This is a genomic window from Streptomyces sp. NRRL S-31, from assembly GCF_000718775.1.
GTDB lineage: Bacteria > Actinomycetota > Actinomycetes > Streptomycetales > Streptomycetaceae > Streptomyces.
Map to the genome: position 1 here is coordinate 22,840 of NZ_JOCB01000070.1, position 23,640 is coordinate 46,479.

Here is a 23,640-nt window from a genome sequence, read left to right on the forward strand (position 1 = left end):
TCCTCCGAGGAGAGTGCGCCATCAACGCGTCCAGCCCTCCCGCTGCCGTCGAACTGCGCGGCATCACCAAGCGTTTCCCCGGCGTCGTCGCCAACCGCGACATCGACATCACGGTCCGTTCGGGCACCGTCCACGCCCTGTGCGGCGAGAACGGCGCCGGCAAGTCCACCCTGATGAAGATCCTCTACGGCATGCAGCAGCCGGACGAGGGCACGATCACGGTCAACGGCGAGCAGGTCGTCCTGCACAACCCCGGCGACGCCATCACCCGCGGCATCGGCATGGTGCACCAGCACTTCATGCTCGCCGACAACCTCACCGTGCTGGAGAACGTCGTCCTCGGCGCGGAGAAGCTGTACGGCATCGGGGGCAGGGCCCGCGCCAAAATCAACGAGATCTCGGACGCGTACAGCCTGAACGTCCGGCCCGACGTCCTCGTGGAGGAGCTGGGTGTCGCCGACCGCCAGCGCGTGGAGATCCTCAAGGTCCTCTACCGCGGCGCCCGCACCCTCATCCTCGACGAGCCGACCGCCGTGCTCGTGCCGCAGGAGGTCGACGCGCTCTTCGACAACCTGCGCGAGCTGAAGGCCGAGGGCCTCACCGTCATCTTCATCTCCCACAAGCTGGGCGAGGTGCTCTCGGTCGCCGACGAGATCACCGTGATCCGGCGCGGCACCACCGTCGGCACGGTCGAGCCGCGCGGCACCACCCCCAGGCAGCTCGCCGAGCTGATGGTCGGCAGCGAGCTGCCCACCCCGGAGACCGAGGAGTCCACGGTCACGGACGTCCCGATGCTGAGGCTGGACGGCCTGCGTCTGGCGCAGACCGACCTCGACGGCGTCGAGCGGATCATCCTGGACGACATCTCCCTCACCATCCACAAGGGCGAGGTCCTCGGCATAGCCGGTGTGGAGGGCAACGGCCAGTCCGAACTGGTCGAGGCGATCATGGGCATGCGGCAGCTCGACGCCGGTGTCATCACGCTCGACGGCACCGACATCTCCCGCACCCCCACCCGCGACCGCCGCCAGGCCGGCATCGGCTACGTCCCCGAGGACCGCCACCGCCACGGCCTGCTGCTGGAGGCGCCGCTGTGGGAGAACCGCATCCTCGGCCATGTCACCGAGAGGCCGAACTCGCGCGGCGGACTGCTCGACATCAAGGCGGCCCGCGCCGACACCGAGCGGATCGTGCAGGCGTACGACGTCCGCACCCCCGGCATCGACGTGACCGCGGCCTCGCTGTCCGGCGGCAACCAGCAGAAGCTGATCGTCGGCCGCGAGATGAGCCACGACCCCAAGCTGCTGATCGCCGCCCACCCCACCCGCGGTGTGGACGTCGGCGCCCAGGCGGCCATCTGGGACCACATCCGCGAGGCCCGCCGCGAGGGTCTGGCCGTACTGCTGATCTCCGCCGACCTGGACGAGCTGATCGGCCTCTCCGACACCCTGCGGGTGATGTACCGCGGCCGTCTGGTCGCCGACGCCGACCCCGCCACCATCACCCCCGAACAGCTGGGCTCCGCCATGACGGGTGCGGCCACCGGCCACCTGGAGCACACAGAGGACGACGAGCGATGAACAAGCTGACCTCACGGATCGACAAGGAGCGGCTGTTCCTCGGCATCGCCGCCCCGGTGCTGGCGATCGTCGCCGCGCTCGTCGTCACCGCCCTGGTGATCGCCGCGACCGGCAAGAACCCCGGCGCCGCCTTCAGCGACATGATGACCTACGGCTTCGCCAGCGACAGCCAGGTCTACATCCTGAACAAGGCGACGACGTACTACCTCGCGGGTGTCGCGGTGGCCGTCGGCTTCCGCATGAACCTGTTCAACATCGGTGTCGACGGCCAGTACCGGCTCGCCGCGTTCATCGCCGCCGTCCTGGGCGGCGCGCTGACCGTGCCCGGCTGGCTCGCGATACCGCTGATCATCCTCTGCGCCATGGCGACCGGCGCCCTGTGGGCGGCCATCGCCGGTGTCCTGAAGGTGACCCGCGGCGTCAGCGAGGTCATCGCGACCATCATGCTGAACTCGATCGCCACCGCGATCATCGGCTACCTGCTCCAGCCCGACCGGCTGGGCGAGCTCCAGCAGGGCGGCACCCTCGTCTCCACCAAGCCGCTGCCGTCGTCCTCGCACTTCTTCAACATCGACACCGGCCCGGCCGGCGTCCTGGACGGCTTCATCGTCGTCGCCGTGCTCGTCGGCCTCGCGTACTGGTTCGTGCTCGGCCGCACCCGGTTCGGCTTCGACCTGCGCACGGTCGGCCAGTCCGAGAGCGCCGCGTCCGCGAGCGGTGTGTCGGTGAAGCGGATGGTCGCCACCAGCATGATCATCTCCGGTGCGGTGGCCGGTCTGATCGGCATGCCCACGCTGCTCAACGAGAGCCACCAGTACGACAACAGCTTCCCCACCGGCATCGGCTTCACCGGCATCGCCATCGCGCTGCTCGGCCGCAACAACCCGATCGGCATCGCGCTCGGCGCCCTGCTCTGGGGCTTCCTGGAGCGCACCACCAACCACCTGGAGTTCCAGGGCTACGACAAGGAGATCCTCGGCGTCATCCAGGGCGTCATCGTCCTCTGCGTCGTGATCGCCTACGAGGTCGTACGACGCTACGGCCTCAAGCGCCAGCAGCAGAAGGTCGGCGCCGAACTCGCCGCGCAGGCCGCCGCCCCGATGAAGAAGCAGGAGGTGGCGTGATGACTGCCACGATGACCGACGCGCCGCCGCCCGCGGCGCCCAAGGCGGCGGGCGCCCCCCAGCGCTCGGGCCGCTCCCTCGGCCAGATCCTCATGATCGTCGCCGGTGCCCTGCTGCTGGTGGCCGCGGTGCGCATGATCACCGGCTCCAACCAGCTCGACTCCTCGGGCCAGGTCGCCGCCGCGCTCGGCCTCGCCGTGCCGATCGGCCTGGCCGGCCTCGCCGGTCTGTGGTCCGAGCGGGCCGGTGTGGTCAACATCGGCCTCGAGGGCATGATGATCCTCGGCACCTTCGGCGCCGGCTGGGTCGGCTGGCAGACCAGCCCCTGGCTCGGCCTGCTCTGCGGCATCGGCTTCGGCGTCCTCGGCGGCCTGGTGCACGCCGTCGCCACCGTCACCTTCGGCGTCGACCACATCGTCTCCGGTGTCGCCGTCAACCTGCTCGCGCTCGGCGCCACCCAGTACCTCGCCAAGCTGTTCTTCGCCGACGGCAAGGCGGCGGAGCAGGGCGGCAACCCCAAGCAGTCCCCGCCCGCCGACTCGCTGCCCGACATCACCGTCCCCGGCCTCTCGGACGGCCTCGCCTCGATCGAGAAGCACCACTGGTTCCTGGTCTCCGACCTCGCCGGCATCATCGGCGGCCTGGTCACCAACCTGTCCGTGGTCACCATCCTGGCCGTGCTGCTCTTCGTCGGCAGCTGGTGGCTGCTGTGGCGCACCCCGTTCGGGCTGCGGCTGCGCTCCTGCGGTGAGAACCCGACGGCCGCCGAGTCGCTCGGCGTCAACGTCTACACCTACAAGTACGCGGCCGTGGCCGTCTCCGGCGGTCTGGCCGGCCTCGGTGGCGCGTTCCTGTCGCTGGTCACCTCGCACACCTACCTGGAGGGCCAGACCGGCGGCCGCGGCTACATCGGTCTCGCCGCCATGATCTTCGGCAACTGGCGGCCCGGCGGGCTGGCGATGGGCGCGGGCCTGTTCGGCTACTCCGACGCGCTCCAGCTGCGCAACGGCGGCGTGACCGTGCACGCCCTGCTGCTCCTGCTGGTCGTGCTGCTCGCGCTGCTGGCCGGCTGGAAGCTGTACAAGAAGGCCATGGTCCAGGGTGTGGTCAGCGCCGTCATGGCGGCGCTGGTCCTGGTCTGGTACCTGCTCACCGACGAGGTCCCGAGCGACTTCGTCGGCGCCACCCCGTACGTCGTCACCCTCCTCGTGCTGTCCCTCTCGGCGCAGCGGCTGCGGATGCCGAAGGCGGACGGCATGCGCTACCGGAAGGGCCAGGGCAAGTGACCGGGGAAGCCGAAGGATTCGACTGGGACGGGCTGCGCGACCAGGCGCGGGAGGCCATGTCCCACGCGTACGCCCCCTACTCGGGCTATCCGGTCGGGGCGGCCGCCCTGGTCGACGACGGCCGCACGGTCACCGGCTGCAACGTCGAGAACGCCTCCTACGGCCTCGGCCTGTGCGCCGAGTGCGGGCTGGTCTCCCAGCTCCAGCGCACGGGCGGCGGCCGGCTGACGCACTTCACCTGCGTCGACGGCGAGGGTGCGCTCCTGGTGCCCTGCGGTCGCTGCCGCCAGCTGCTGTACGAGTTCGGCGGGCCCGACCTGATCCTGGACACCCCCGCGGGCGTCCTCCCGCTCTCCGAGATGCTGCCCCAGGCCTTCGGCCCGGACCATCTCGCCAAGTAACGCCGTACGGCCCCCCTGCCCCGTTCGCAGGGGGGCCGCGCACTTCGCACCTCCCGGAAGGAAGCCCCCAGCCATGGCCATGGACGCCATCTCCGTCATCCGCACCAAGCGGGACCGCGGCGAGCTGACCGACGAGCAGATCGACTGGGTCGTCGACGCGTACACCCGGGGCGAGGTCGCCGACTACCAGATGGCCGCGCTCAGCATGGCGATCCTGCTGAACGGCATGAATCGCGGCGAGATCGCCCGCTGGACCGCGGCCATGATCGCCTCCGGTGAGCGCATGGACTTCTCGTCCCTGTCCCGTCCGACCGCCGACAAGCACTCCACGGGCGGCGTCGGCGACAAGATCACCCTGCCGCTCGCGCCGCTCGTCGCGGCCTGCGGTGCCGCGGTCCCGCAGCTCTCCGGCCGCGGCCTCGGCCACACCGGCGGCACGCTCGACAAGCTGGAGTCGATCCCCGGCTGGCGGGCCCTGCTCTCCAACGAGGAGATGCTGCACGTCCTGGACACCACCGGCGCGGTGATCTGCGCGGCGGGCGACGGCCTGGCCCCCGCCGACAAGAAGCTGTACGCCCTGCGCGACGTCACCGGCACGGTCGAGGCGATCCCGCTGATCGCCTCCTCGATCATGTCGAAGAAGATCGCCGAGGGCACGGGCTCCCTGGTCCTGGACGTGAAGGTCGGTACGGGCGCCTTCATGAAGACGATCGAGGACGCGCGCGAGCTGGCGTCCACGATGGTCGGCCTCGGCACGGACCACGGTGTGAAGACGGTGGCGCTGCTGACGGACATGTCGACGCCGCTCGGCCTGACGGCGGGCAACGCGCTGGAGGTCCGCGAGTCGGTGGAGGTGCTGGCCGGCGGCGGCCCCACCGACGTCGTCGAGCTGACGGTCGCGCTGGCCCGCGAGATGCTCGACGCGGCCGGCATCAAGGACGCGGACCCGGCGAAGGCGCTGGCCGACGGCTCGGCGATGGACGTCTGGCGCCGGATGATCGCGGCCCAGGGCGGCGACCCGGACGCCGCGCTGCCCACCTCCCGGGAGCAGCACGTCATCACGGCGCCGTCCTCCGGCGTGCTGACCCGCCTCGACGCCTACGACATCGGCATCGCCGCCTGGCGCCTGGGCGCCGGCCGCGCCCGCAAGGAGGACCCGGTGCAGGCGGCGGCGGGCGTGGAGATGCACGCCAAGCCGGGCGACACGGTGACGGAGGGCCAGCCGCTGCTGACCCTGCACACCGACACCCCCGAGCGGTTCGAGTACGCCCTCCGGGCGGTGACGGACGCCTACGACATCGCGGCCCCCGGCACCGACTTCCAGGCCACGCCGGTGGTGCTGGAGCGCATCGCCTGACCTGCGCTTTCCTCAAACGGGTGAACGGGACCGGTGGACCTGCGCCGGTCCCGTTCGGCATGCTGGGATCGGTGACGTACCGATAGGAGACCGCCGTGAGCGCACTCACCGTCAGCCAGGACACCGACCAGAACTGGGACGACCTCGTCCGGTACTGGGAAGAGATGGAATGGCCCGAGGGCAGCAAGGTGGAGATCATCGAGGGGATCATCACCGTGTCACCCGCTCCCGCGTTCCGCCACAACGTGATTGCGGCCCGCATCCATCGTCGCCTCTACTCCGTGGTTCCTGACGACTGGGAGATCTTCCAGACACAGGCCATCGCCGTGCCGTCGCGTAGGGGCATGTTGATCCCGGACCTGCTGGTGGCACCCCTGCGAGAATGCGCCGAGGCCGGCTCACACATCCCGGCCGCCCTCGCCGAACTCGTCGTCGAGGTCACCTCCAGGTCGAACGTGAGCCAAGACCGGGTCAGCAAGCCCGCCGCATACGCCACCGCCGGCATCCCGCTCTACCTCCTGGTCGACCGCTGGGCTCCCGGCGGTCCCACCGTGACCCTCTACGGGGAGCCGAAGGGCGACGTCTACCGGGTCCTCAGGGCGGTCAAGTTCGGCGATGTCATCGAGCTGCCGGAACCGTTCGGCCTCACCCTCGACACGGGGGAGTTCCCGGTCGACTGATCCCGTCGGTGCCCGTCGCGTCGATGAGTTCCGTTCGCCGCGTCGGTCTACCCGGGCGTGGATGCCGAAACGCCCGCCGTGCTGGTGCTGCCCGGCCCCGTCCGCCGTGACGGGGTGCCCGGGCTCTGTGCCGAGGTGCGGGACCTGCTGGCGGGCCGCGGGGGCGGGGTGGTCGTGTGCGACGTGAGCGGGCTCGGACCGCCGGGGCTGGCGGCCGTCGACCTGCTCGCCCGGCTGGAGCTGACCGCCCGCCGGGCCGGCGGGCGGATACGGCTGCGCGACCCGGCCCCCGCGCTAGGCGCCCTGCTCGACCTCGTCGGCCTCCGCCTCCAGGTGGAGGGGCAGGTCGAACAGCGGGAACCAGCGCCGGGTGTCGAGGAAGCAGTGGAAACCGGTGATCCGGCCGTCTGAGATCTCCAGCACCTGCACCGCCCACGGCGTGAACCCGCCGTTCTCCGGGTCCGGCTTGTAGTGCGCGAAGCCGGGCAGGCCGTTCGCCCGCACCGGCAGCAGGCGGGAGCCGGCGCAGGAGGCGCCGATGGTCGTCATGAAGCCGGTGATGTCGGCGGTGCCGCGCAGCCACAGGTCGAACGGCGGCATCGTCATGATGGCGTCCTCGTGCAGCAACGCCGTCAGTGCCGTCATGTCGTAGCCCTCGAAAGCCTTGACGTACCGCTCCAGGAGCTTTTGCTGCTCCTCGTCGAGCGGGTCGGACACCGCCCCCTCGGCGCCCGCGTCCGCGCGCTCCGCCAGTGTGGCCCGGGCCCGCTGCAACGCGCTGTTCACCGAGGCCACCGAGGTGCCCAGCAGCTCGGCCACCTCGCTCGCCCTCCAGGCCAGCACCTCGCGCAGGATCAGCACCGCCCGCTGCTTGGGCGGCAGTTGCTGGAGCGCCGCCATGAAGGCGAGCCGCACCGACTCCTTGGCGACCGCCGCCTCCGCCGGGTCCGTGACGCTCGGCAGCACCCGCGCGTCCGGCATCGGCTCCAGCCAGGTGCTGTCCGGGCGCGGGGAGAGCGCGGCCCGGGCGAGCGGGGTCGACTCCGTCAGGTCCATGGGCCGCGCCCGCTTGTTGCCCGCCGTCAGCATGTCCAGGCACACGTTCGTCGCGATCCGGTACAGCCACGACCGCAGCGAGGAGCGGCCCTCGAACTTGTCGTAGCTCCGCCAGGCCCGCACCAGGGTGTCCTGCACCGCGTCCTCGGCCTCGAAGGAGGAGCCGAGCATCCGGTAGCAGTACCCGGTCAGCTCGGTCCGGTGCTTCTCCAGCGCGACCTCCAGGTCCGCCGTCGCAGTTCCGTTGCCCATCGTCCACCCACCCCTGTGGCCGTCCCTGTGGCGCGCCCTCGCGCCCCGGCACCTCGGAAGCTACCGCAGCCCACTGACAATGGCCCCCGGAGTCGGAAAACGTCCGGCCGGGAACAGCCGCGAGGGGAGGTACGGCGCACGGGGACGGACGGCGTACGGGGTCTCAGGCGGCCACCGGCTCCCGGGCCGCCACCCGGGCGGCCCGGGAACCGAGGACGGTGATCGTGACGACGCCGGTGACCGCGAGCAGGCCGACGCCGACCGTGCCGGCCCAGCCCTCCGCGTGGAAGGCCAGCGCGCCGACCGTGCTGCCGACGCTGGAGCCGATGTAGTACGCGGACTGGTACAGCGCCGACGCCTGGGCGCGCCCGTGGGTGGCCGTCCTGCTCACCGCCGACGAGGCGACCGCGTGTCCGGCGAAGAAGCCCGCCGTGATCAGCACCAGGCCCAGCAGGGCCGGCGGGAGGGAGGCGGTCAGCGACAGGAGCAGGCCCGCCGCCGTCGTACCGCCCGCCAGGTACAGCGTGCCCCGGCGGCCGAAGCGGCCCACCAGCCGGCCCGCGGCGGACGCGGAGACCGTGCCCACCAGGTAGACCAGGAAGATCGAGCCGACGATGCCCTGCGGCAGCCCGAACGGCTCCGCCGTCAGCCGGTAGCCGATCACCGTGTAGACGCCGCCGAAGACCGTCATGAACAGCGCGCCGATCGCGTACAGACGGCGCAGCAGCGGGTCGGCGAGGTGGCCGCGGACCGTGCCGAGCAGCACCCGGGGGCGCAGCGAGCCGGGCGTGAAGTGCCGCGGGGCGGGCAGCAGCAGCCGGAACGCCACCGCGCAGCCGACCGCGACCGCGCCGATCACGCCGACCGAGACCCGCCAGCCCCACTCCTGCGCCACCCAGCCGGTGATCACCCGCCCGCTCATCCCACCGACGCTGTTGCCCGCGACGAACAGCCCGATGGCCGTGACCAGCGCCTTCGGCCGCACCTCCTCGGCCAGATACGCCTGCGCCGAGGCGGGCAGTCCGGCCAGCGCGGCGCCCTGCACCGCCCGCAGCACCACCAGCGCGCCGAGCGACGGTGCGAACGGCACCAGCATGCCGACCGTGACGGCGACGGCGAGCGAGGCCGTCATCACCGCGCGGCGGCCGAAGCGCTCCGACAGGGCGCTCATGGGCAGCACGAACAGGGCCAGTCCGCCGGTCGCCGCCGCCACCGTCCAGCTCGCCTCGCCCGGCGCGACCCCGAACTCCCCGGAGATCAGCGGCAGCAGGGCCTGGGTGGAGTACAGCAGGGCGAAGGTCGCGACTCCGGCGAGGAAGAGGGCGAGGCTCATCCGGCGGTAGCCGGGGCCGCCCGGGGTCATCCGGGAGTCGGCGTCCGCAGCGGGGACGGGGGTGGAGGCGGGGCCGGGAGCGGGGGCGGGAGCAGGGGCGGGAACGACGGCGTCCACGTCGGTGGACGCCCCGGTACTGGCGGGAGACATACCCCGACCGTAGGCACGGTCCGCTCATGCGTCCAATGCATGGAACGGCCATAATCGTTCCCATGGCGCATCAGCACAGTTCACAGGGACGACTGTCACGAAGCGGTGACACAGAAGACATGGCAGCGCTGCTCGCACCGCGCCTCGCCCACTTCGCCGGGGTGGCCCGCACGGAGCACGTCACCCGGGCCGCGCGGGAGCTGGGCGTCCCGCAGTCCACCCTCTCGCGCGCGATGGCCCGCCTGGAACGGGACCTTGGCGTCGACCTGTTCGCCCGGCACGGCCGCGCGGTCTCCCTGACCACCGCGGGCCGCACCTTCCTCGCCTCCGTCGAGCGGGCGCTCGCCGAGGTCGAGCGCGCCGCAGAGGAGGTCCGCGCGGACGCCGACCCGGCCACCGGCAAGGTCGCCTTCGGCTTCCTGCACACCATGGGCGCCGAGACCGTACCCGGGCTGCTGCACGCCTTCCGCGCCGACCATCCGCGCGTGCGCTTCAGCCTGGTGCAGAACTACGGCGAGGCGATGCTGGAGCGGCTGCGCGCCGGTGAACTCGACCTCTGCCTCACCTCCCCCGTCCCCGACGCCCCCGACCTGGTCGCCCGGCGCCTGGACGAGCAGAAGCTGCGCCTGGTCGTCCCCGCCGACCACCGGCTGGCCGCCCGCCGCCGCATCCGGCTGGCCGAGGCGGCGGAGGAGACCTTCGTGACGCTGGAGCCCGGCTACGGCCTCCGGAACATCTTCGACGCCCTGTGCCGGGAGGCCGGTTTCAAGCCCCGGGTGGCCTTCGAGGGCGAGGAGGCCGAGACCCTGCGGGGCCTGGTGGCGGCCGGGCTGGGCGTCGCCCTGCTGCCGCCGCCGACGGTGCCGCGCCCGGGGGTGGTGGAACTGACCGTCACGGCGCCCCGCGCGGTCCGTGAGATCGGTGTGGCGTGGCTGGCGGACCGGCCGGACACGCCCCCGGTGGCGGCGTTCAAGAAGTTCCTGCTCTCCCGCAGGGGCGGTCTGCTCGGCCAGCCGCCGGAGTTCGCCCGCCCGGCGGACCGCGGCCTCCGGACCGCCGACGCCCCCTGAGGAGGGAGGGAAGTCCGTACGGGTCGGCCCGGGCCGGCCTGCTCCGCACGGGGACCGCACGGGGACCGTTGTCCGGGTACGACCGTGGCGCCACCGCCACCGCCACCGCCGCCACCACCACCGCTCCGTCGCGGCCGGGTGACACGTCCCCCCGTCCGCCCCTGCCCGGCCCCGCCGCGCCGGGCCCCCGCGCGCCACGAGGCCGTCACCGGCGCCGCAGGGCTGTCATCGATGCCGCACGGCTGTCACCGGCGCCGGACGGCTCACCGTGGCGGGTGGCACCGCCCGGCGGCCGGGCGGCACCGTGTCTACCGTCGCAACGACCGTCCGAACCCCGCGGCCAGCGGCATCCGCAACCCGATCGGGGGCGGCGCGGCCAGCGCGTCCTCCACCGGACGGGACACGGAGTGCCCGAACAACGCGCCCATCGCGAAGTCGGCCGCCAGGGAGAGCACTTCGGACCGGTGGCCGTGCAGACCGTGTCCGTCGGAGTGGACCTCGAACCGGCACACCTCCCGGTTGACCTTCTTCGCCCGCGCCGCGTAACGGAACGACAGCTCGGGGTCGGTGCGCTCGTCGTTCGTGCCGTGCGCGATCAGCACCCGGCGCCCCACCAGCTGCTTCACCGGCTCGGCCGGGGCGGCGACGTCCTCCTCCGGCAGCCAGGGAGCCAGCGCCACCACGGAGTTGACGGCCTCGTGACCGCCCACGCGCAGCGCCGCCCGTCCGCCCATGTCCACGCCGACCAGGCACACGGGCACGTCCCCGTACCGGCGTACCACCTCGTCGGCGGCCCACTCGGCGTCCGCCGCCAGATGCGCCTCACCGCCGTTCCAGCCGCGGTACCGGTAGCGGACGGTGTGGACGGCCAGTCCCTCGGCGCGGCCGGCGCGGGCGAGCACGCGGCCCAGGGCGCGGACGAGGGTCAGCGGCCTGACGGAGGAGGGCCGGCGGGCGGAGACCTCCTCCCCGCCGGGGAGCAGCAGCGCCGCCCCGCAGACCGGCGTCGGCGCCGCGCCGACCGCCCTTCCCAGCCCGGCCGTTCGCACCGGCGTGTCTTGCTGTCCCATGACAGAACAGTGTCAGAAGGCGCCGTGTACGAAACCCGTACGGCGGGTCACCGTTGCGTATCGACGGAAAAGCGCCGGACATCGGCCGTCACGGGGCCGTCGCGCGTATCCCTGCGCTCTACGCGCGTAGGCGTTACAGTGCGGAAATGACGAGCCAGACTGCATCGACGGGGGCCGTCCCGGCGCCCCTCCCGGCGCACGTCCCGACGCCGGACCAGATCCGCCGGGCGCCCAAGGTACTGCTGCACGACCATCTCGACGGCGGGCTCCGCCCGGGGACCGTCGTCGACCTCGCCCGGGAGGGCGGTTACACCGGTCTCCCCGAGACCGACCCGGGGAAACTGGGGATCTGGTTCGAGGAGGCCGCGGACTCCGGCTCCCTGGAGCGGTACCTGGAGACCTTCCGGCACACCGTCGGCGTGATGCAGACCCGGCAGGCCCTGGTCCGGGTCGCCCGGGAGTGCGCCGAGGACCTCGCCGCGGACGGGGTGGTCTACGCCGAGGTGCGGTACGCCCCCGAGCAGCACCTCGACCGGGGACTGACCCTCCAGGAGGTGGTCGAGGCCGTCAACGAGGGCTTCCGGCAGGGGGAGCGGCTGGCCCGCGAGGACGGCCGGCGGATCAGGATCGGCGCCCTGCTCACCGCCATGCGGCACGCGGCCCGCTCCCTGGAGATCGCCGAACTCGCCAACGCCTACCGCGACTCGGGCGTGGTCGGTTTCGACATCGCCGGTGCGGAGGCCGGTTACCCGCCCACCCGGCACCTCGACGCCTTCGAGTACCTCAAGCGGGAGAACAACCACTTCACCATCCACGCCGGCGAGGCGTTCGGACTGCCCTCCATCTGGCAGGCGCTCCAGTGGTGCGGCGCCGACCGGCTCGGGCACGGGGTGCGGATCATCGACGACATCCAGGTGCGCGAGGACGGCTCGGTCGCGCTCGGCCGGCTCGCCTCCTACGTCCGGGACAAGCGGATCCCGCTGGAGCTGTGCCCCAGCTCCAACCTCCAGACCGGGGCCGCGCCCTCCTACGCCGAGCACCCGATCGGGCTGCTGCGCCGGCTGCACTTCCGGGTCACCGTGAACACCGACAACCGGCTGATGTCGCACACCAGCATGAGCCGCGAGTGCGAGCACCTCGTCGACGCGTTCGGCTACACACTCGACGATCTCCAGTGGTTCTCCGTCAATGCGATGAAATCGGCGTTCATTCCTTTCGATGAACGGCTCGCGATGATCAATGACGTCATCAAACCGGGATACGCCGAGCTGAAGTCCGAATGGCTGTTCCGGCAGACCGCGTCCACCAGCGGTTCCGGCGGTCCGGAGGCGTAGCCGCCGGACACGTGCGGCACGGAACGCGGACGTGCTTTCACGAGGCGTCCGCATTTCGGTGTTTGCGGCGGATGGTCCGGCATGTCTACGGTCGTGGCCCGCTCAGCGTGTTCGCGCTCATCCGTCTCCGCACACGAGGACCCAGTCACCATGAAGCAGTCTGCCGCCAAGAGCCTGGGCGTCGCCGCCCTCGGTGCCGCCATCGCCGCCGTGGGCGCGGGCGCGGCCAACGCCGCCCCGGCCGTCCCGGACGCCGCGCAAGCCCTGGACACCGTCACCAGGACGCTGCCGGCCGAGAACGTCGGCAAGGCGCTGCCGGGTGCCACCGAGGCCCTGGCCCAGGGGCAGGGCGCCGCGGCCACCGGACTGGCCGCCGCCCGGCCCGCCGTCGGGAAGGTCCTCGCGGAGGGGCCGACCGCGCCGACCGCCGCGCTGCTCGGCGGACTGCCGCTGCGGAACACCGGCCTGCCCGTGCACGGGGTGCCGGTCAACGGCATCCCGCTCGGCTGACACCGCCGTACGCCGTCGCCGGGGCACCCCGGAACCGGGACCGAAGCCGGGACCGGGGGCAGGCCGGGCGCGTCCCGGTGGCTCCGTGCCCCGGTGCCCGCGCTCTACCAGGCGGCGGTGCGGGCCTTGTCCTCGGACGGCATCAGCAGCCACAGCGCTATGTACAGCAGGAACTGCGGGCCGGGCAGCAGGCAGGACACCAGGAAGATCACCCGCATCGTCGTGGCCGAGGTGCCGAAGCGCCGGGCCAGTCCGGCGCAGACTCCGCCGATCATGCGGCCGTGGGTGGGGCGGGCAAGGGCGCTCATGTCGGCTCCTCCGTGGTCGTCGGCTCGCTGTCGAGCCGGTGACGGGCCCCCGGGCGGGGCCTCGCGACTGACTTCCACGGTACGGAGACGAACGGGACGAAGCATCGCTCTACGGGGCGATCCCGACCCTGGGAATCGTCGGGGTCCGTCCCTGAGACAGCTCCTCCGGGACGGTGACCGCCGGCTCCGCACCGGCCTCCCCGGCGGGCCGCCGCCGCAGCCGGGCCCGGCCGGCCGGTACGACGGCCAGGTGGGCCAGGACGACACCCGCCGTGTTCAGCAGCAGCGAATCGACGTCCACCACCCGGCCCGGCACGCCGGTCTGCAACAGGGCGATGCCGAGGGAGGCCAGCGCGCCGGCCGCGGCCGTCCGGAGCAGGGAGGCGAACGGGGAGACGGCGAGCCTGCCGTGCGCCATCGGCAGCAGCACGCCCAGCGGCGCCAGCAGCGCGAGACCCTCGCCGAGGGGGCTGGCCGCCCCCGGCCAGCCCAGTGCCAGATCGGCCCGGACGCCGGCCAGCGGGCGCAGGTTCGGGGGCATCACCCAGGGGACGTCCAGCGGGCGCAGCGTCAGCCAGGCGACGAGGGCGAGGTGTGCGACGAGGAGGACACCCCCTGTCACACGGATGCGGGTCGCGGCACTGCCGCCGCCGATGGAGCCTTGACGCTGCACGACCCCCTAGACGCGGGGGCGGGGCCGATTGGTTCCGTGGTGGAAACGTTTCGCCGTGCGCCCCGCCCCAGCCGGCCCCGGTTCGCCCCGCCCCAGCCGGCCCCGGTCCGCTCCGTCCCACCCGGCCCTGTCCCGCCTCGGCCGGCCGACATGCTCCCGTCCCGGCCGGCCGGCATTCTCCCGTCCCGCCCGCGCGGTCCCACCGCGCCCGCCGGGACGGCTCAGGCGCCCGTCACCCCGCTGGACGGCGGCTGTGTGCTGCCCGGATGCTCCCGGACCTCGTCCGTGCACTCGTACCGCCGCAGCGGGCCCTTCTCCGGGCCGCCCAGGATGACCGAGCCGTCGCCCTCCGTCGCCGCCGAGTCGGACAGCGTGCACACCAGCTGGGCCAGGGCGTAGGAGGTGAGCCGCGACGGTGCGGCGCTCAGCCGGAGCGCGTCCTCGGGGTCCTTCGGGCCGGGCCCGCTCACCGCGAGACCGCCCGGCACGTACGTCGTGTAGCCGGCGGAGCGTTCCGCCGCCGACGGCGACGAGGCGAGCTGGTCCAGCAGCCCCTGTGCCACGATCACCCGGCGCCGGGCGTCCGGGGTGCCCTCCGGCACCCGCACGCTGCGGTCCACGGCCACCAGGGACGCCCCGCACAGCAGGAAGACCTGCACCGGCACCCCGCGCGAGGACTGCGCGGACAGATCCGGGCCGGTCAGCGAGCACGGCACCCGGGACGGCGCCGCCCCGAAGTCGGTCGGCACCTCCGTGGCCCGGATGCCGCAACCGGTGAGCAGCGCGCCCAGCAGGGGCAGCGCCACCACGCGTCGTACGGTCATGACCCCTCCTTCCCGCTGCCGTCCCGCTCGTCCCCGCCGTCGCCCTGGTCCCCGCCGCCGTCCCCGTCGTCCCGCTCGGTCAGCCGGGAGGCGTCCCGGGGCAGCAGGAGCGTGAACACCGCGCCGCCCTCGGGGGAGTTCGCGGCGCCGATCGTGCCGCCGTGGATGTGGGCGTTCTCCAGGGCGATGGACAGGCCCAGCCCGCTGCCCTCGGAGCGCGGGCGGGAGGCGCTCGCCTTGTAGAAGCGGTCGAAGACGTGCGGGAGGACCTCCTCCGGGATGCCCGGCCCGTGGTCGCGGACCTGGATCTCGATCGACTCGTCCGCCTCCCGCACCGACACCCGCACCGGCGACCCGCCGTGCTTGAGCGCGTTGCCGATCAGGTTGGCGAGGATGACGTCCAGACGGCGCGGGTCCAGGCGGGCGTGGAGGCCGCGCTCGGCCTCCAGCTCGACCGCGTCCAGCCAGGCGCGGGCGTCGATGCAGGCGGTGATCAGGTCGGCGACGTCGACGTCGTCCAGGACCAGCCGGGCGGTGCCCGCGTCGAAGCGGGTGACCTCCATCAGGTTCTCGACCAGGTTGTTCAGCCGCCGGGTCTCGCTGACCACCAGCCGGACGGCGGGCTCGACCATCGGGTCGATGCTCCCGGTCTCCGCCTCCAGCTCCTCCTCCAGCACCTCCGTGACGGCGGTGATGGCGGTGAGCGGGGTGCGCAGCTCGTGCGACATGTCGGCGACGAACCGGCGGGACGCCTCGTCCCGCGCGGCCATCTCCGCGACCCGCTGCTCCAGCGCCTCCGCCGCGTTGTTGAACGTCCGCGACAGGTCGGCGAGTTCATCGGTGCCGGACACCCTGAGCCGGGTGTCCAGCCGGCCCTCGCCGAGCCGGCGCGCGGCCACGCCGAGCCGGTGCACCGGCTTCAGCACGGTCGTGGCGGCGGCCTGCGCGAGCAGCGCGGCGCCGATCAGCGCGAGCCCGGTGGCGATACCCAGCGACCAGGCCAGCGAGTTGAGGTCCTTCGCCTCCGGCTCCAGGGACTTGGCCATGTAACCGGTCGGGCCGCCGCCGATCACCCGGGTGCCGGCCACCAGGAACGGCGTGCCGTGCTCCGTGACCCGCTGCCAGTACAGGTGGTACGGCTCCTTGTTGGAGTCCGTCACCGCCTGCCGCCTGGCCACGGCCGCGCGCAGCGACGGCGGCACGTCCTCCAGCGCGAAGCCGTTGATGCCGCCCGAATTGCCGTACACCGTCTTGCCGTCGGTGTCCTGGGCGACCAGCAGCACGCTGAAGCGCTGGCTGCTGGCGGCCATCTGGCCGGCGGCGCGCTGGAGCTGGTCCTGCGTGGGGTGCTCGGGCAGCGCGCCCGCGCGGTTCTGCATCTCCTGCCGGAAGTCGCGCAGCACCGCGTCCTGGGCGCGGGTGAGCACCGCCTCGCGGTTGAGCCAGTAGGCGATGCCCGACGCCGACACCGCGGCGGTGAGCGCCACCAGCCCGAAGACCAGCACGAGCCGCAGCCTGAGGCTGGTGAACCTGAGCCGGGACAGACTCCCCCCGCGCCGCGCGGCCAGGCCGCGCAGCGCCCCTCGCGTACCGGTCACTGAGGCGCGTCCAGGCGGTAGCCGACCCCGCGGACCGTACGGATCAGCGTCGGGGACGACGGCACGTCCTCCACCTTGGCGCGCAGCCGCTGCACACAGGCGTCGACCAGGCGCGAGTCGCCCAGGTAGTCGTGCTCCCACACCAGCCGCAGCAACTGCTGCCGGGACAGCGCCTGGCCGGGCCGCCGGCTCAGCTCCAGCAGCAGCCGCAGCTCGGTCGGGGTCAGCTGGAGGTCCTCGCCGTTCTTCGTGACGGTCATCGCGGAGCGGTCGATGACGACGTTGCCGAAGGTCGCCGAGTCGCTGGACTCGCGCTCACCGCGGCGCAGCACGGCGCGGATCCGGGCGTCCAGCACCCGCCCCTGCACCGGCTTGACCACGTAGTCGTCGGCCCCCGACTCCAGTCCGACCACGACGTCGATGTCGTCGCTGCGCGCGGTCAGCAGGATGATCGGCAGCTGGTCCGTGCGCCGGATGCGCCGGCAGACCTCGAACCCGTCGATGCCCGGCAGCATCACGTCCAGCACGATCAGGTCCGGCCGCTGCTCGCGCAGCAGCTTCAGACCGTCCTCGCCGCTGGCAGCGGTGGCCACCCGGTGTCCCTGGCGCGTCAGGGAGAGCTCCAGGGCCGTGCGGATGGCGTCGTCGTCCTCGATCAGCAACAGGGAAGGCACGGGCTCATTCTGGCCCATGGACGGGTGGTCGTACGACCTGCCGGTGCCATGCCTTCCCCGGCGCGGTCACCCGCGCGCGACGTACGACCCCCCTGGGAGGGACCCCTGTGACAGGTCTGTGACAGTCGGCAGACACGGTGATGAAGTCACCCCGGCAGTCTTTTGGGCACGGGCCGGACGGGGAGCCGGAACCGGCCCGGCAACACCGAGTCACCGGAAGTCCACGACGGGGAGCGCGAGATGAAAACGCTGCACGGCATCAGCACCAGCGCAGTGATCACGCGGCTGCACGACGTGCACCGGGGGCCGGAGAAGTCCGGTGCCGAGGGGGGTCCTTCCCGCACGAGCGTGTTCGAGCGCGCGGCGGGACGGGGGTGCGCTCGTGGCACCGGGCGTCAGCACACCGCCTACATGACGGTGGTCGACGCACGCACGGGGGAGCACGGGGGAAGCGCGTACGGGGAGGAGCAGGGGGAGCGCCGCTCGCTGACGGAGGCGGAGTTCACCGCCTACGTCCAGGAGCGCCGCGCCTCCCTGTACGCCACCGCCTACCACCTGACCGGTGACCGCTTCGAGGCCGAGGACCTGCTCCAGAGCGCGCTGTTCTCGACGTACCGGGCGTGGGACCGGATCAGCGACAAGGCGGCGGTCGGCGGATACCTCCGCCGCACCATGACCAACCTGCACATCAGCGCCTGGCGGCGCCGCAAGCTCAACGAGTACCCGACCGAGGAACTGCCGGAGACGCCCGGCGAGACGGACGCGATGCGCGGCACCGAGCTGCGCGCGGTCCTGTGGCAGGCGCTGGCCCGCCTGCCCGAACTCCAGCGCACCATGCTGGTCCTGCGTTACTACGAGGGCCGCACGGACCCGGAGATCGCCGACATCCTCGGCATCAGTGTCGGCACGGTGAAGTCCAGCATCTGGCGGTCGCTCCGCCGGCTGCGCGAGGACGAGGTCCTCAGCTTCGGCCGTGACGAGGAGGACGCCTTCGGCGAGCTGGTCGCCTGAGGCAGGGGTCGCCGCAGGGTGGCCCGAGGGGGGAACACGGGGGAACGGGGGCCCGCTGGGGGGCGGGCCCACCGGGACCACGGGGGAGCGGGAAGAGCGGGGCTGGCGGACCGGGGGGATCCGACCAGTCCCGTTTCGCGTTCCGGTACGGCGGTCGCGGTACGGCGGTCAGGCCGCCGTCCGCTGCCCTGCCTGCCGGTGCGCCGCCGTCGTCAGCCGGCCCAGGGCCTCGTCCCGGTCGCAGGCGTGCGCGCCGAGGGAGACCTGCCGGGAGACGATCGACCGTTCCGCGCGCATCAGCCGCCAGCCGCGGCGCAGCAGGAACGGCACCGACTTGCGGCCCTCCTTCAGATCGCGCAGGAAGCGGCGGCGGAAGGTGGTGACCGGGCCGCGGGTCAGGCACAGGGCGTCCGCGAGCACGCCCAGCTCCCGGCAGCGCTCGACGATCTCCGCGGCGAAGATGCCCTCCGCGATGAACAGCGGGGCACCGTCGATGTCCAGCGGCTCCTCGCCGGTCCGGGCGCTCAGCGCGATGTCGTACACCGGTACCGGCGTCGACCCGGTGGCGCACAGCCGGACGATGGCCTCGACCGCGACGTCCGCGTCCCACGAATCGGGGTGGTCCCAGTCGATGTCCGAACTCCCCTGCACCAGGGGCAGCGTCGGGTCGTCGGCCTCCTTGTAGAAGTCGTCCAGGCGCAGGACGGGAAGCCCGGAGCGGGCGGCGACGAGTGACTTGCCCGAGCCCGAGGGGCCGCACAGCAGGACGACGCGGGCGGGGGGCGGGGGATGAATGCTCACGGAACACCAGTTTGACGCATGGGGGCCGCAGTTGCCGACCCCGCGGGTCGGCTTTTGAGCGTGAGTCCCGCCTCAACTACCCTTCGTGTCGACCTCATCACCCTGCGCACCAGAAGGTGGCACCAGCGATGGCCCGACACACCTCCCCCCAGCACCCCGCCGCGCAGCGCGCCCTGATCGCCCTCGCCACCGCCGGAGCGGCGCTGGGCGCGGGCGCGGCCACGGCGCACGCGGACGCCGGCCCCCAGCTGCTGAACGTGCCGTGGCGGCCCACCTCGCTCGGCAAGGTCGACCCGCAGGCGGGCCTGACGGCCCTCACCGGCTCGGTCGGCTACGTCACCGGTCCGGTCGCCGGCCTCAAGCCCAACCCCCTGGCGGGCACGGGCGTGGACCCGCTCGACAACGGGCTGGGCACCCAGGTGGGCGACTTCAAGCCGGTGGGTTCCCGGACGGTGACGGGTCCGCTGGCCCAGGCGCGGTCGCTGGGCGGCGTGCCGGTGGCGGGCGGACTCCTCGGAGCGCCGGGCCGCTGAGAGCGGCGGACGGCGGGACCGCGCACTTGCGCGGTCCCGTCACCTGGGAGCGGCGGGCCGCGGCGGGCCCTCGGGCGGTGTACGGCCGCGGGCCCGCCGCGCCCCCGTCAATGCGACGAGCCCGGGCTCCCCGTGCGCCCGTCAGTACGACGAACCCGCCGCGCCCAGCGCGCCCGTCGGGTGCCAGACCGTCTTCGTCTCCAGGAACGCCGTCATGCGTTCGGTCCCCGGCGTCTCGAAGTGGTCCACAGCCTGTGGACGCAGCACCCGCTTCAGATTGTCGGCCGCCGCGATCTCCAGCTCCTTCGCCAGCTCCGCGTCGGCGCCCGCGAGGTCGATCGCGTTGACGTCCTGATGCGCGGCGAGCGGCGCCGCCAGCTCCGCCGTACGGCCGGACAGGACGTTGACCACACCGCCCGGCACGTCGGAGGTGGCGAGCACCTCGCCCAGGGACAGGGCGGGCAGCGGGGCCTTCTCGGAGGCGATCACGACCGCCGTGTTGCCGGTGGCGATCACCGGTGCCACGACCGACACCAGCCCGAGGAAGGACGACTCCTGCGGGGCCAGCACCGCCACGACGCCCGTGGGCTCGGGGGAGGAGAGGTTGAAGTACGGGCCGGCGACCGGGTTGGCGCCGCCGATCACCTGGGCGATCTTGTCGGTCCAGCCCGCGTACCACACCCAGCGGTCGATCGTCGCGTCCACGACGGCCGCCGCCTTCGACTTCGACAGGCCCTCCGCGTCCGCGACCTCCCGGACGAACTGCTCCCTGCGGCCCTCCAGCATCTCCGCGACGCGGTAGAGGACCTGGCCGCGGTTGTAGGCGGTCGCGCCGGACCAGCCGCCGAACGCCTTGCGCGCGGCCACGACCGCGTCCCGGGCGTCCTTGCGGGAGGAGAGGGGCGCGTTGGCCAGCCAGTTGCCCTTCGAGTCGGTCACCTCGTACACCCGGCCGCTCTCGGAACGCGGGAACTTCCCGCCGACGTACAGCTTGTAGGTCTTGAAGACAGTGAGCCGATCAGACATCGAGGTACGCCTCCAGGCCGTGGCGGCCGCCCTCGCGGCCGAAGCCCGACTCCTTGTAACCGCCGAACGGCGAGGTCGGGTCGAACTTGTTGAACGTGTTGGACCAGACCACGCCCGCGCGGAGCTTGTTCGCCACCGCCAGGATGCGCGAGCCCTTCTCGGTCCAGATGCCCGCGGACAGGCCGTACTGGGTGTTGTTCGCCTTGGCGACCGCCTCGTCCGGCGTGCGGAAGGTGAGGACCGACAGCACCGGGCCGAAGATCTCGTCGCGGGCGATGGTGTGCGCCTGGGTGACGTTCGTGAACAGCGTCGGCGCGAACCAGTAGCCGGAGGTGGGCAGTTCGCAGGCCGGGGACCAGCGCTCGGCGCCCTCCGCCTCGCCCCGCTCGGCCAGCGCGGTGATCCGGGCCAGCTGCTCGGCGGAGTTGATCGCGCCGATGTCGGTGTTCTTGTCCAGCGGGTCGCCGAGGCGGAGCGTGGACAGCCGGCGCTTGAGGGAGTCCAGCAGCTCGTCCTCGATCGACTCCTGCACCAGCAGGCGGGAGCCCGCGCAGCAGACCTGGCCCTGGTTGAAGAAGATGCCGTTCACGATGCCCTCGACGGCCTGGTCGATCGGCGCGTCGTCGAAGACGATGTTGGCGCCCTTGCCGCCCAGTTCGAGGGTGAGCTTCTTCTCCGTGCCGGCGACCGTGCGGGCGATCTCCTTGCCCACGGCGGTGGAGCCGGTGAACGCCACCTTGTTCACGTCCGGATGCGCGACCAGCGCGGCGCCCGCGTCGCCGTAGCCCGGCAGGATGTTGACGACACCCTTGGGCAGACCCGCCTGGCGGCAGATGTCCGCGAAGAACAGGGCCGACAACGGGGTGGTCTCGGCCGGCTTCAGCACGACCGTGTTGCCGGTGGCGAGCGCCGGGGCGATCTTCCACGCCAGCATCAGCAGCGGGAAGTTCCACGGGATGACCTGGCCGGCCACGCCCAGCGGCCGCGGGTCCGCGCCGAAACCGGCGTGGCCGAGCTTGTCCGCCCACCCCGCGTAGTAGAAGAAGTGCGCGGCGGCCAGCGGGAGGTCCGTGTCGCGGGTCTCCTTGATCGGCTTGCCGTTGTCCAGCGTCTCCAGGACGGCCAGCTCACGGCTGCGCTCCTGGATGATCCGGGCGATGCGGAACAGGTACTTGGCGCGCTCGGCGCCGGGCAGCGCCGACCACTTCTCGAACGCCTTGCGGGCGGCCTTGACCGCGCGGTCGACGTCCTCGGCGCCGGCCCGGGCGACCTCGGAGAGGACCTCCTCCGTGGACGGCGAGACGGTCTTGAAGACCTTGCCGTCGGCGGCCTCGGTGAACTCGCCGTCGATGAACAGGCCGTAGGAGGGCGCGATGTCGACGACCGCGCGGGACTCGGGGGCGGGTGCGTACTCGAATGCCATGGGGGATCAGTCCACCGTCACGTAGTCGGGACCGGAGTAGCGGCCGGTGGCCAGCTTCTGCCGCTGCATCAGCAGGTCGTTGAGCAGCGAGGAGGCGCCGAAGCGGAACCAGTGGTCGTCCAGCCAGTCCGCGCCCGCGGTCTCGTTGACCAGGACCAGGAACTTGATCGCGTCCTTGGTGGTGCGGATGCCGCCGGCGGGCTTCACGCCGATCTGGACACCGGTCTGGGCCCGGAAGTCGCGGACCGCCTCCAGCATGAGCAGGGTGTTGGCGGGGGTCGCGTTGACGGCGACCTTGCCGGTGGAGGTCTTGATGAAGTCGGCGCCCGCCAGCATGCCGAGCCAGGAGGCGCGGCGGATGTTGTCGTACGTCGACAGCTCGCCGGTCTCGAAGATGACCTTCAGCCGGGCGCTGGTCCCGCAGGCCTCCTTCACGGCGATGATCTCGTCGTAGACCTTCAGGTACCTGCCGGAGAGGAAGGCGCCCCGGTCGATGACCATGTCGATCTCGTCGGCGCCGGCGGCGACGGCTTCCCGCACGTCGGCCAGCTTGACGTCGAGGGCGGCGCGGCCCGCCGGGAAGGCGGTGGCGACGGAGGCGACCTTGACGCCGGAGCCGGCGACGGCCTCCTTGGCGACGGCCACCATGTCGGGGTACACGCAGACCGCGGCCGTCGTCGGCGCCGTGCGGTCCGTGGGGTCGGGGTGGACCGCCTTGGCGCCGAGCGCCCGGACCTTGCCCGGGGTGTCCGCGCCTTCCAGCGTCGTCAGGTCGACCATCGAGATGGCGAGGTCGATGGCGTACGCCTTCGCGGTGGTCTTGATGGAACGGGTGCCGAGAGACGCGGCGCGCGCCTCCAGGCCGACCGCGTCGACGCCGGGCAGCCCGTGCAGGAAGCGGCGCAGCGTGCTGTCGGACGCGGTGACGTCCGAGAGAGCGTGAGCTGTGGGTGCGGTAGTGGGCATGGTCACCAGACGAGCATATCTACGCGCGTAGCGGCTGTACACCCCGGGTGCTCGGGACGGATCGCGGGATCACGGATGAGCGCCGATGACCGGGCGCCCGGTCGCATCGCTCAGGCCGTCGGGCAGAATCGGGCCATGACCACCCCGGACCATCCGTCACCCGCGTCACAGCCTCCGGCGCCCGCCGCCAGGGACCGGATCTACCGCTCGCCCCTCGGCATGACGGGCGGTGTGCTGCTGCTCCTGCTCGTCTGCTGGCTGGGCTTCGACGCGCTGTTCAAGGGCCACGGCCGCACCCCGTGGCTGGCGCTGGCGGGTCTGATCCTGATCGTGCCGCTGATCATCGCCTTCACGCTCCGCCCGGCGGTCTTCGCGAACGAGGAGCGGCTGCGCGTGCGCAATCCGTTCCGCGTGATCACCGTGCCCTGGGGCGAGGTCGCCTCCCTGCGTTCCGGCTACTCCAACGAGGTCCTCACCAGGTCGGGCGCCAAGTACCAGCTGTGGGCCATCCCCGTCTCGCTGCGGGCCCGCAAGAAGGCGGCCCGCCGGCAGCAGCGGGCGGCGGCGGACGCGGCGCGCGGCGCCCGGCCGGGCGGTCGC

General features: G+C 72.7%; 25 protein-coding genes. 13 read left to right on the forward strand and 12 right to left on the reverse strand.

The annotated features are described in order from the left end of the window. Positions 1 to 20 precede the first annotated feature (20 nt). From IF37_RS0125305 to IF37_RS42455, 7 genes are all read left to right on the forward strand, one after another. A complete protein-coding gene (locus IF37_RS0125305) occupies positions 21 to 1,580 on the forward strand; it encodes an ABC transporter ATP-binding protein (RefSeq protein ID WP_253915846.1) in 1,560 nt (519 codons plus the stop codon). After that, complete coding sequence (locus IF37_RS0125310; protein ID WP_030746874.1) at positions 1,577 to 2,704, forward strand: ABC transporter permease; 1,128 nt, start codon at positions 1,577 to 1,579, stop codon at positions 2,702 to 2,704. Before IF37_RS0125305 ends, IF37_RS0125310 begins: the two co-directional genes overlap by 4 nt. Further along, positions 2,704 to 3,990 (forward strand): ABC transporter permease, encoded by a 1,287-nt coding sequence (locus IF37_RS0125315; RefSeq protein ID WP_030746877.1) that lies wholly within the window; start codon positions 2,704 to 2,706, stop codon positions 3,988 to 3,990. The genes IF37_RS0125310 and IF37_RS0125315 overlap by 1 nt, the downstream gene beginning before the upstream one ends. Beyond that, complete coding sequence (locus tag IF37_RS0125320; protein ID WP_030746880.1) at positions 3,987 to 4,391, forward strand: cytidine deaminase; 405 nt, start codon at positions 3,987 to 3,989, stop codon at positions 4,389 to 4,391. The genes IF37_RS0125315 and IF37_RS0125320 overlap by 4 nt, the downstream gene beginning before the upstream one ends. Positions 4,392 to 4,464: 73 nt before the next feature. After that, on the forward strand, positions 4,465 to 5,748 hold the full coding sequence (locus IF37_RS0125325; RefSeq protein ID WP_030746882.1) for a thymidine phosphorylase: 1,284 nt from the start codon (positions 4,465 to 4,467) through the stop codon (positions 5,746 to 5,748). Between the two features lie 95 nt (positions 5,749 to 5,843). Beyond that, on the forward strand, positions 5,844 to 6,428 hold the full coding sequence (locus tag IF37_RS0125330) for a Uma2 family endonuclease (protein WP_030746885.1): 585 nt from the start codon (positions 5,844 to 5,846) through the stop codon (positions 6,426 to 6,428). A 57-nt stretch (positions 6,429 to 6,485) separates the two neighbouring features. Further along, complete coding sequence (locus IF37_RS42455) at positions 6,486 to 6,839, forward strand: STAS domain-containing protein (protein WP_030746888.1); 354 nt, start codon at positions 6,486 to 6,488, stop codon at positions 6,837 to 6,839. Here the strand turns inward: IF37_RS42455 and IF37_RS0125340 are convergent. Together IF37_RS0125340 and IF37_RS0125345 are read right to left on the reverse strand one after the other, a co-directional pair. Continuing rightward, a complete protein-coding gene (locus IF37_RS0125340; protein WP_030746890.1) occupies positions 6,723 to 7,736 on the reverse strand; it encodes a sigma-70 family RNA polymerase sigma factor in 1,014 nt (337 codons plus the stop codon). The two genes, IF37_RS42455 and IF37_RS0125340, sit on opposite strands and share 117 nt — an antisense overlap. Before the next feature lie 163 nt (positions 7,737 to 7,899). Next, positions 7,900 to 9,219 carry an MFS transporter gene (locus IF37_RS0125345; protein ID WP_030746892.1) on the reverse strand — a complete coding sequence of 440 codons (1,320 nt, stop codon included), beginning with the start codon at positions 9,217 to 9,219 and terminating at the stop codon, positions 7,900 to 7,902. 62 nt (positions 9,220 to 9,281) lie between these two features. Here IF37_RS0125345 and IF37_RS0125350 point away from each other — a divergent pair, with 62 nt between their 5' ends. After that, entirely contained in the window at positions 9,282 to 10,289 is a 1,008-nt protein-coding gene (locus IF37_RS0125350; protein ID WP_253915844.1) for a LysR family transcriptional regulator, read from the forward strand. Positions 10,290 to 10,597: 308 nt separating this feature from the next. Here the strand turns inward: IF37_RS0125350 and IF37_RS0125355 are convergent, their stop codons facing one another. Next, complete coding sequence (locus tag IF37_RS0125355; protein ID WP_030746896.1) at positions 10,598 to 11,359, reverse strand: alpha/beta fold hydrolase; 762 nt, start codon at positions 11,357 to 11,359, stop codon at positions 10,598 to 10,600. Between the two features lie 146 nt (positions 11,360 to 11,505). Between IF37_RS0125355 and IF37_RS0125360 the strand changes: the two genes are divergently transcribed. Beyond that, complete coding sequence (locus IF37_RS0125360) at positions 11,506 to 12,693, forward strand: adenosine deaminase (protein WP_030746898.1); 1,188 nt, start codon at positions 11,506 to 11,508, stop codon at positions 12,691 to 12,693. Positions 12,694 to 12,843: 150 nt separating this feature from the next. Beyond that, the gene (locus tag IF37_RS0125365; RefSeq protein ID WP_030746900.1) at positions 12,844 to 13,203 is read left to right on the forward strand and encodes a hypothetical protein; all 360 of its coding nucleotides are present in this window, start codon (positions 12,844 to 12,846) and stop codon (positions 13,201 to 13,203) included. A gap of 104 nt (positions 13,204 to 13,307) precedes the next feature. Here IF37_RS0125365 and IF37_RS0125370 read toward each other — a convergent pair whose 3' ends face one another. From IF37_RS0125370 to afsQ1, 5 genes are all read right to left on the reverse strand, one after another. Beyond that, the gene (locus tag IF37_RS0125370; RefSeq protein ID WP_030746902.1) at positions 13,308 to 13,511 is read right to left on the reverse strand and encodes a PspC domain-containing protein; all 204 of its coding nucleotides are present in this window, start codon (positions 13,509 to 13,511) and stop codon (positions 13,308 to 13,310) included. A 109-nt stretch (positions 13,512 to 13,620) separates the two neighbouring features. After that, the gene (locus tag IF37_RS0125375; protein ID WP_030746904.1) at positions 13,621 to 14,184 is read right to left on the reverse strand and encodes a VanZ family protein; all 564 of its coding nucleotides are present in this window, start codon (positions 14,182 to 14,184) and stop codon (positions 13,621 to 13,623) included. A 221-nt stretch (positions 14,185 to 14,405) separates the two neighbouring features. After that, entirely contained in the window at positions 14,406 to 15,008 is a 603-nt protein-coding gene (locus IF37_RS0125380) for a hypothetical protein (protein ID WP_030746906.1), read from the reverse strand. Further along, positions 15,005 to 16,606 carry a HAMP domain-containing sensor histidine kinase gene (locus IF37_RS0125385; RefSeq protein ID WP_253915845.1) on the reverse strand — a complete coding sequence of 534 codons (1,602 nt, stop codon included), beginning with the start codon at positions 16,604 to 16,606 and terminating at the stop codon, positions 15,005 to 15,007. The genes IF37_RS0125380 and IF37_RS0125385 overlap by 4 nt, the downstream gene beginning before the upstream one ends. Then, positions 16,603 to 17,280: a two-component system response regulator AfsQ1 gene (gene afsQ1 / locus IF37_RS0125390; RefSeq protein ID WP_026248263.1), complete on the reverse strand. Its 678-nt coding sequence runs from the start codon at positions 17,278 to 17,280 to the stop codon at positions 16,603 to 16,605. Before afsQ1 ends, IF37_RS0125385 begins: the two co-directional genes overlap by 4 nt. A 240-nt stretch (positions 17,281 to 17,520) precedes the next feature. On the opposite strand from afsQ1, the gene IF37_RS0125395 reads away from it, so the two are divergent. Then, the gene (locus IF37_RS0125395) at positions 17,521 to 18,291 is read left to right on the forward strand and encodes a SigE family RNA polymerase sigma factor (protein ID WP_030746910.1); all 771 of its coding nucleotides are present in this window, start codon (positions 17,521 to 17,523) and stop codon (positions 18,289 to 18,291) included. A 168-nt stretch (positions 18,292 to 18,459) separates the two neighbouring features. Here the strand turns inward: IF37_RS0125395 and IF37_RS0125400 are convergent, their stop codons facing one another. Continuing rightward, the gene (locus IF37_RS0125400; protein WP_030746911.1) at positions 18,460 to 19,092 is read right to left on the reverse strand and encodes a uridine kinase; all 633 of its coding nucleotides are present in this window, start codon (positions 19,090 to 19,092) and stop codon (positions 18,460 to 18,462) included. Between the two features lie 128 nt (positions 19,093 to 19,220). On the opposite strand from IF37_RS0125400, the gene IF37_RS0125405 reads away from it, so the two are divergent. Next, a complete protein-coding gene (locus IF37_RS0125405) occupies positions 19,221 to 19,625 on the forward strand; it encodes a hypothetical protein (RefSeq protein ID WP_030746912.1) in 405 nt (134 codons plus the stop codon). Between the two features lie 141 nt (positions 19,626 to 19,766). Here IF37_RS0125405 and IF37_RS0125410 read toward each other — a convergent pair whose 3' ends face one another. The 3 genes from IF37_RS0125410 to deoC are packed head-to-tail and all read right to left on the reverse strand — an operon-like array spanning position 19,767 to position 23,040. After that, entirely contained in the window at positions 19,767 to 20,651 is an 885-nt protein-coding gene (locus IF37_RS0125410) for an aldehyde dehydrogenase family protein (RefSeq protein WP_030746913.1), read from the reverse strand. Continuing rightward, positions 20,644 to 22,074: an aldehyde dehydrogenase family protein gene (locus IF37_RS0125415; RefSeq protein ID WP_030746914.1), complete on the reverse strand. Its 1,431-nt coding sequence runs from the start codon at positions 22,072 to 22,074 to the stop codon at positions 20,644 to 20,646. Before IF37_RS0125415 ends, IF37_RS0125410 begins: the two co-directional genes overlap by 8 nt. Before the next feature lie 6 nt (positions 22,075 to 22,080). Beyond that, positions 22,081 to 23,040 carry a deoxyribose-phosphate aldolase gene (gene deoC / locus IF37_RS0125420; RefSeq protein ID WP_030746915.1) on the reverse strand — a complete coding sequence of 320 codons (960 nt, stop codon included), beginning with the start codon at positions 23,038 to 23,040 and terminating at the stop codon, positions 22,081 to 22,083. 135 nt (positions 23,041 to 23,175) lie between these two features. Here deoC and IF37_RS0125425 point away from each other — a divergent pair. Beyond that, positions 23,176 to 23,640 (forward strand): PH domain-containing protein (locus tag IF37_RS0125425; protein WP_037857015.1); only part of this gene is annotated, 465 nt, incomplete at its 3' end.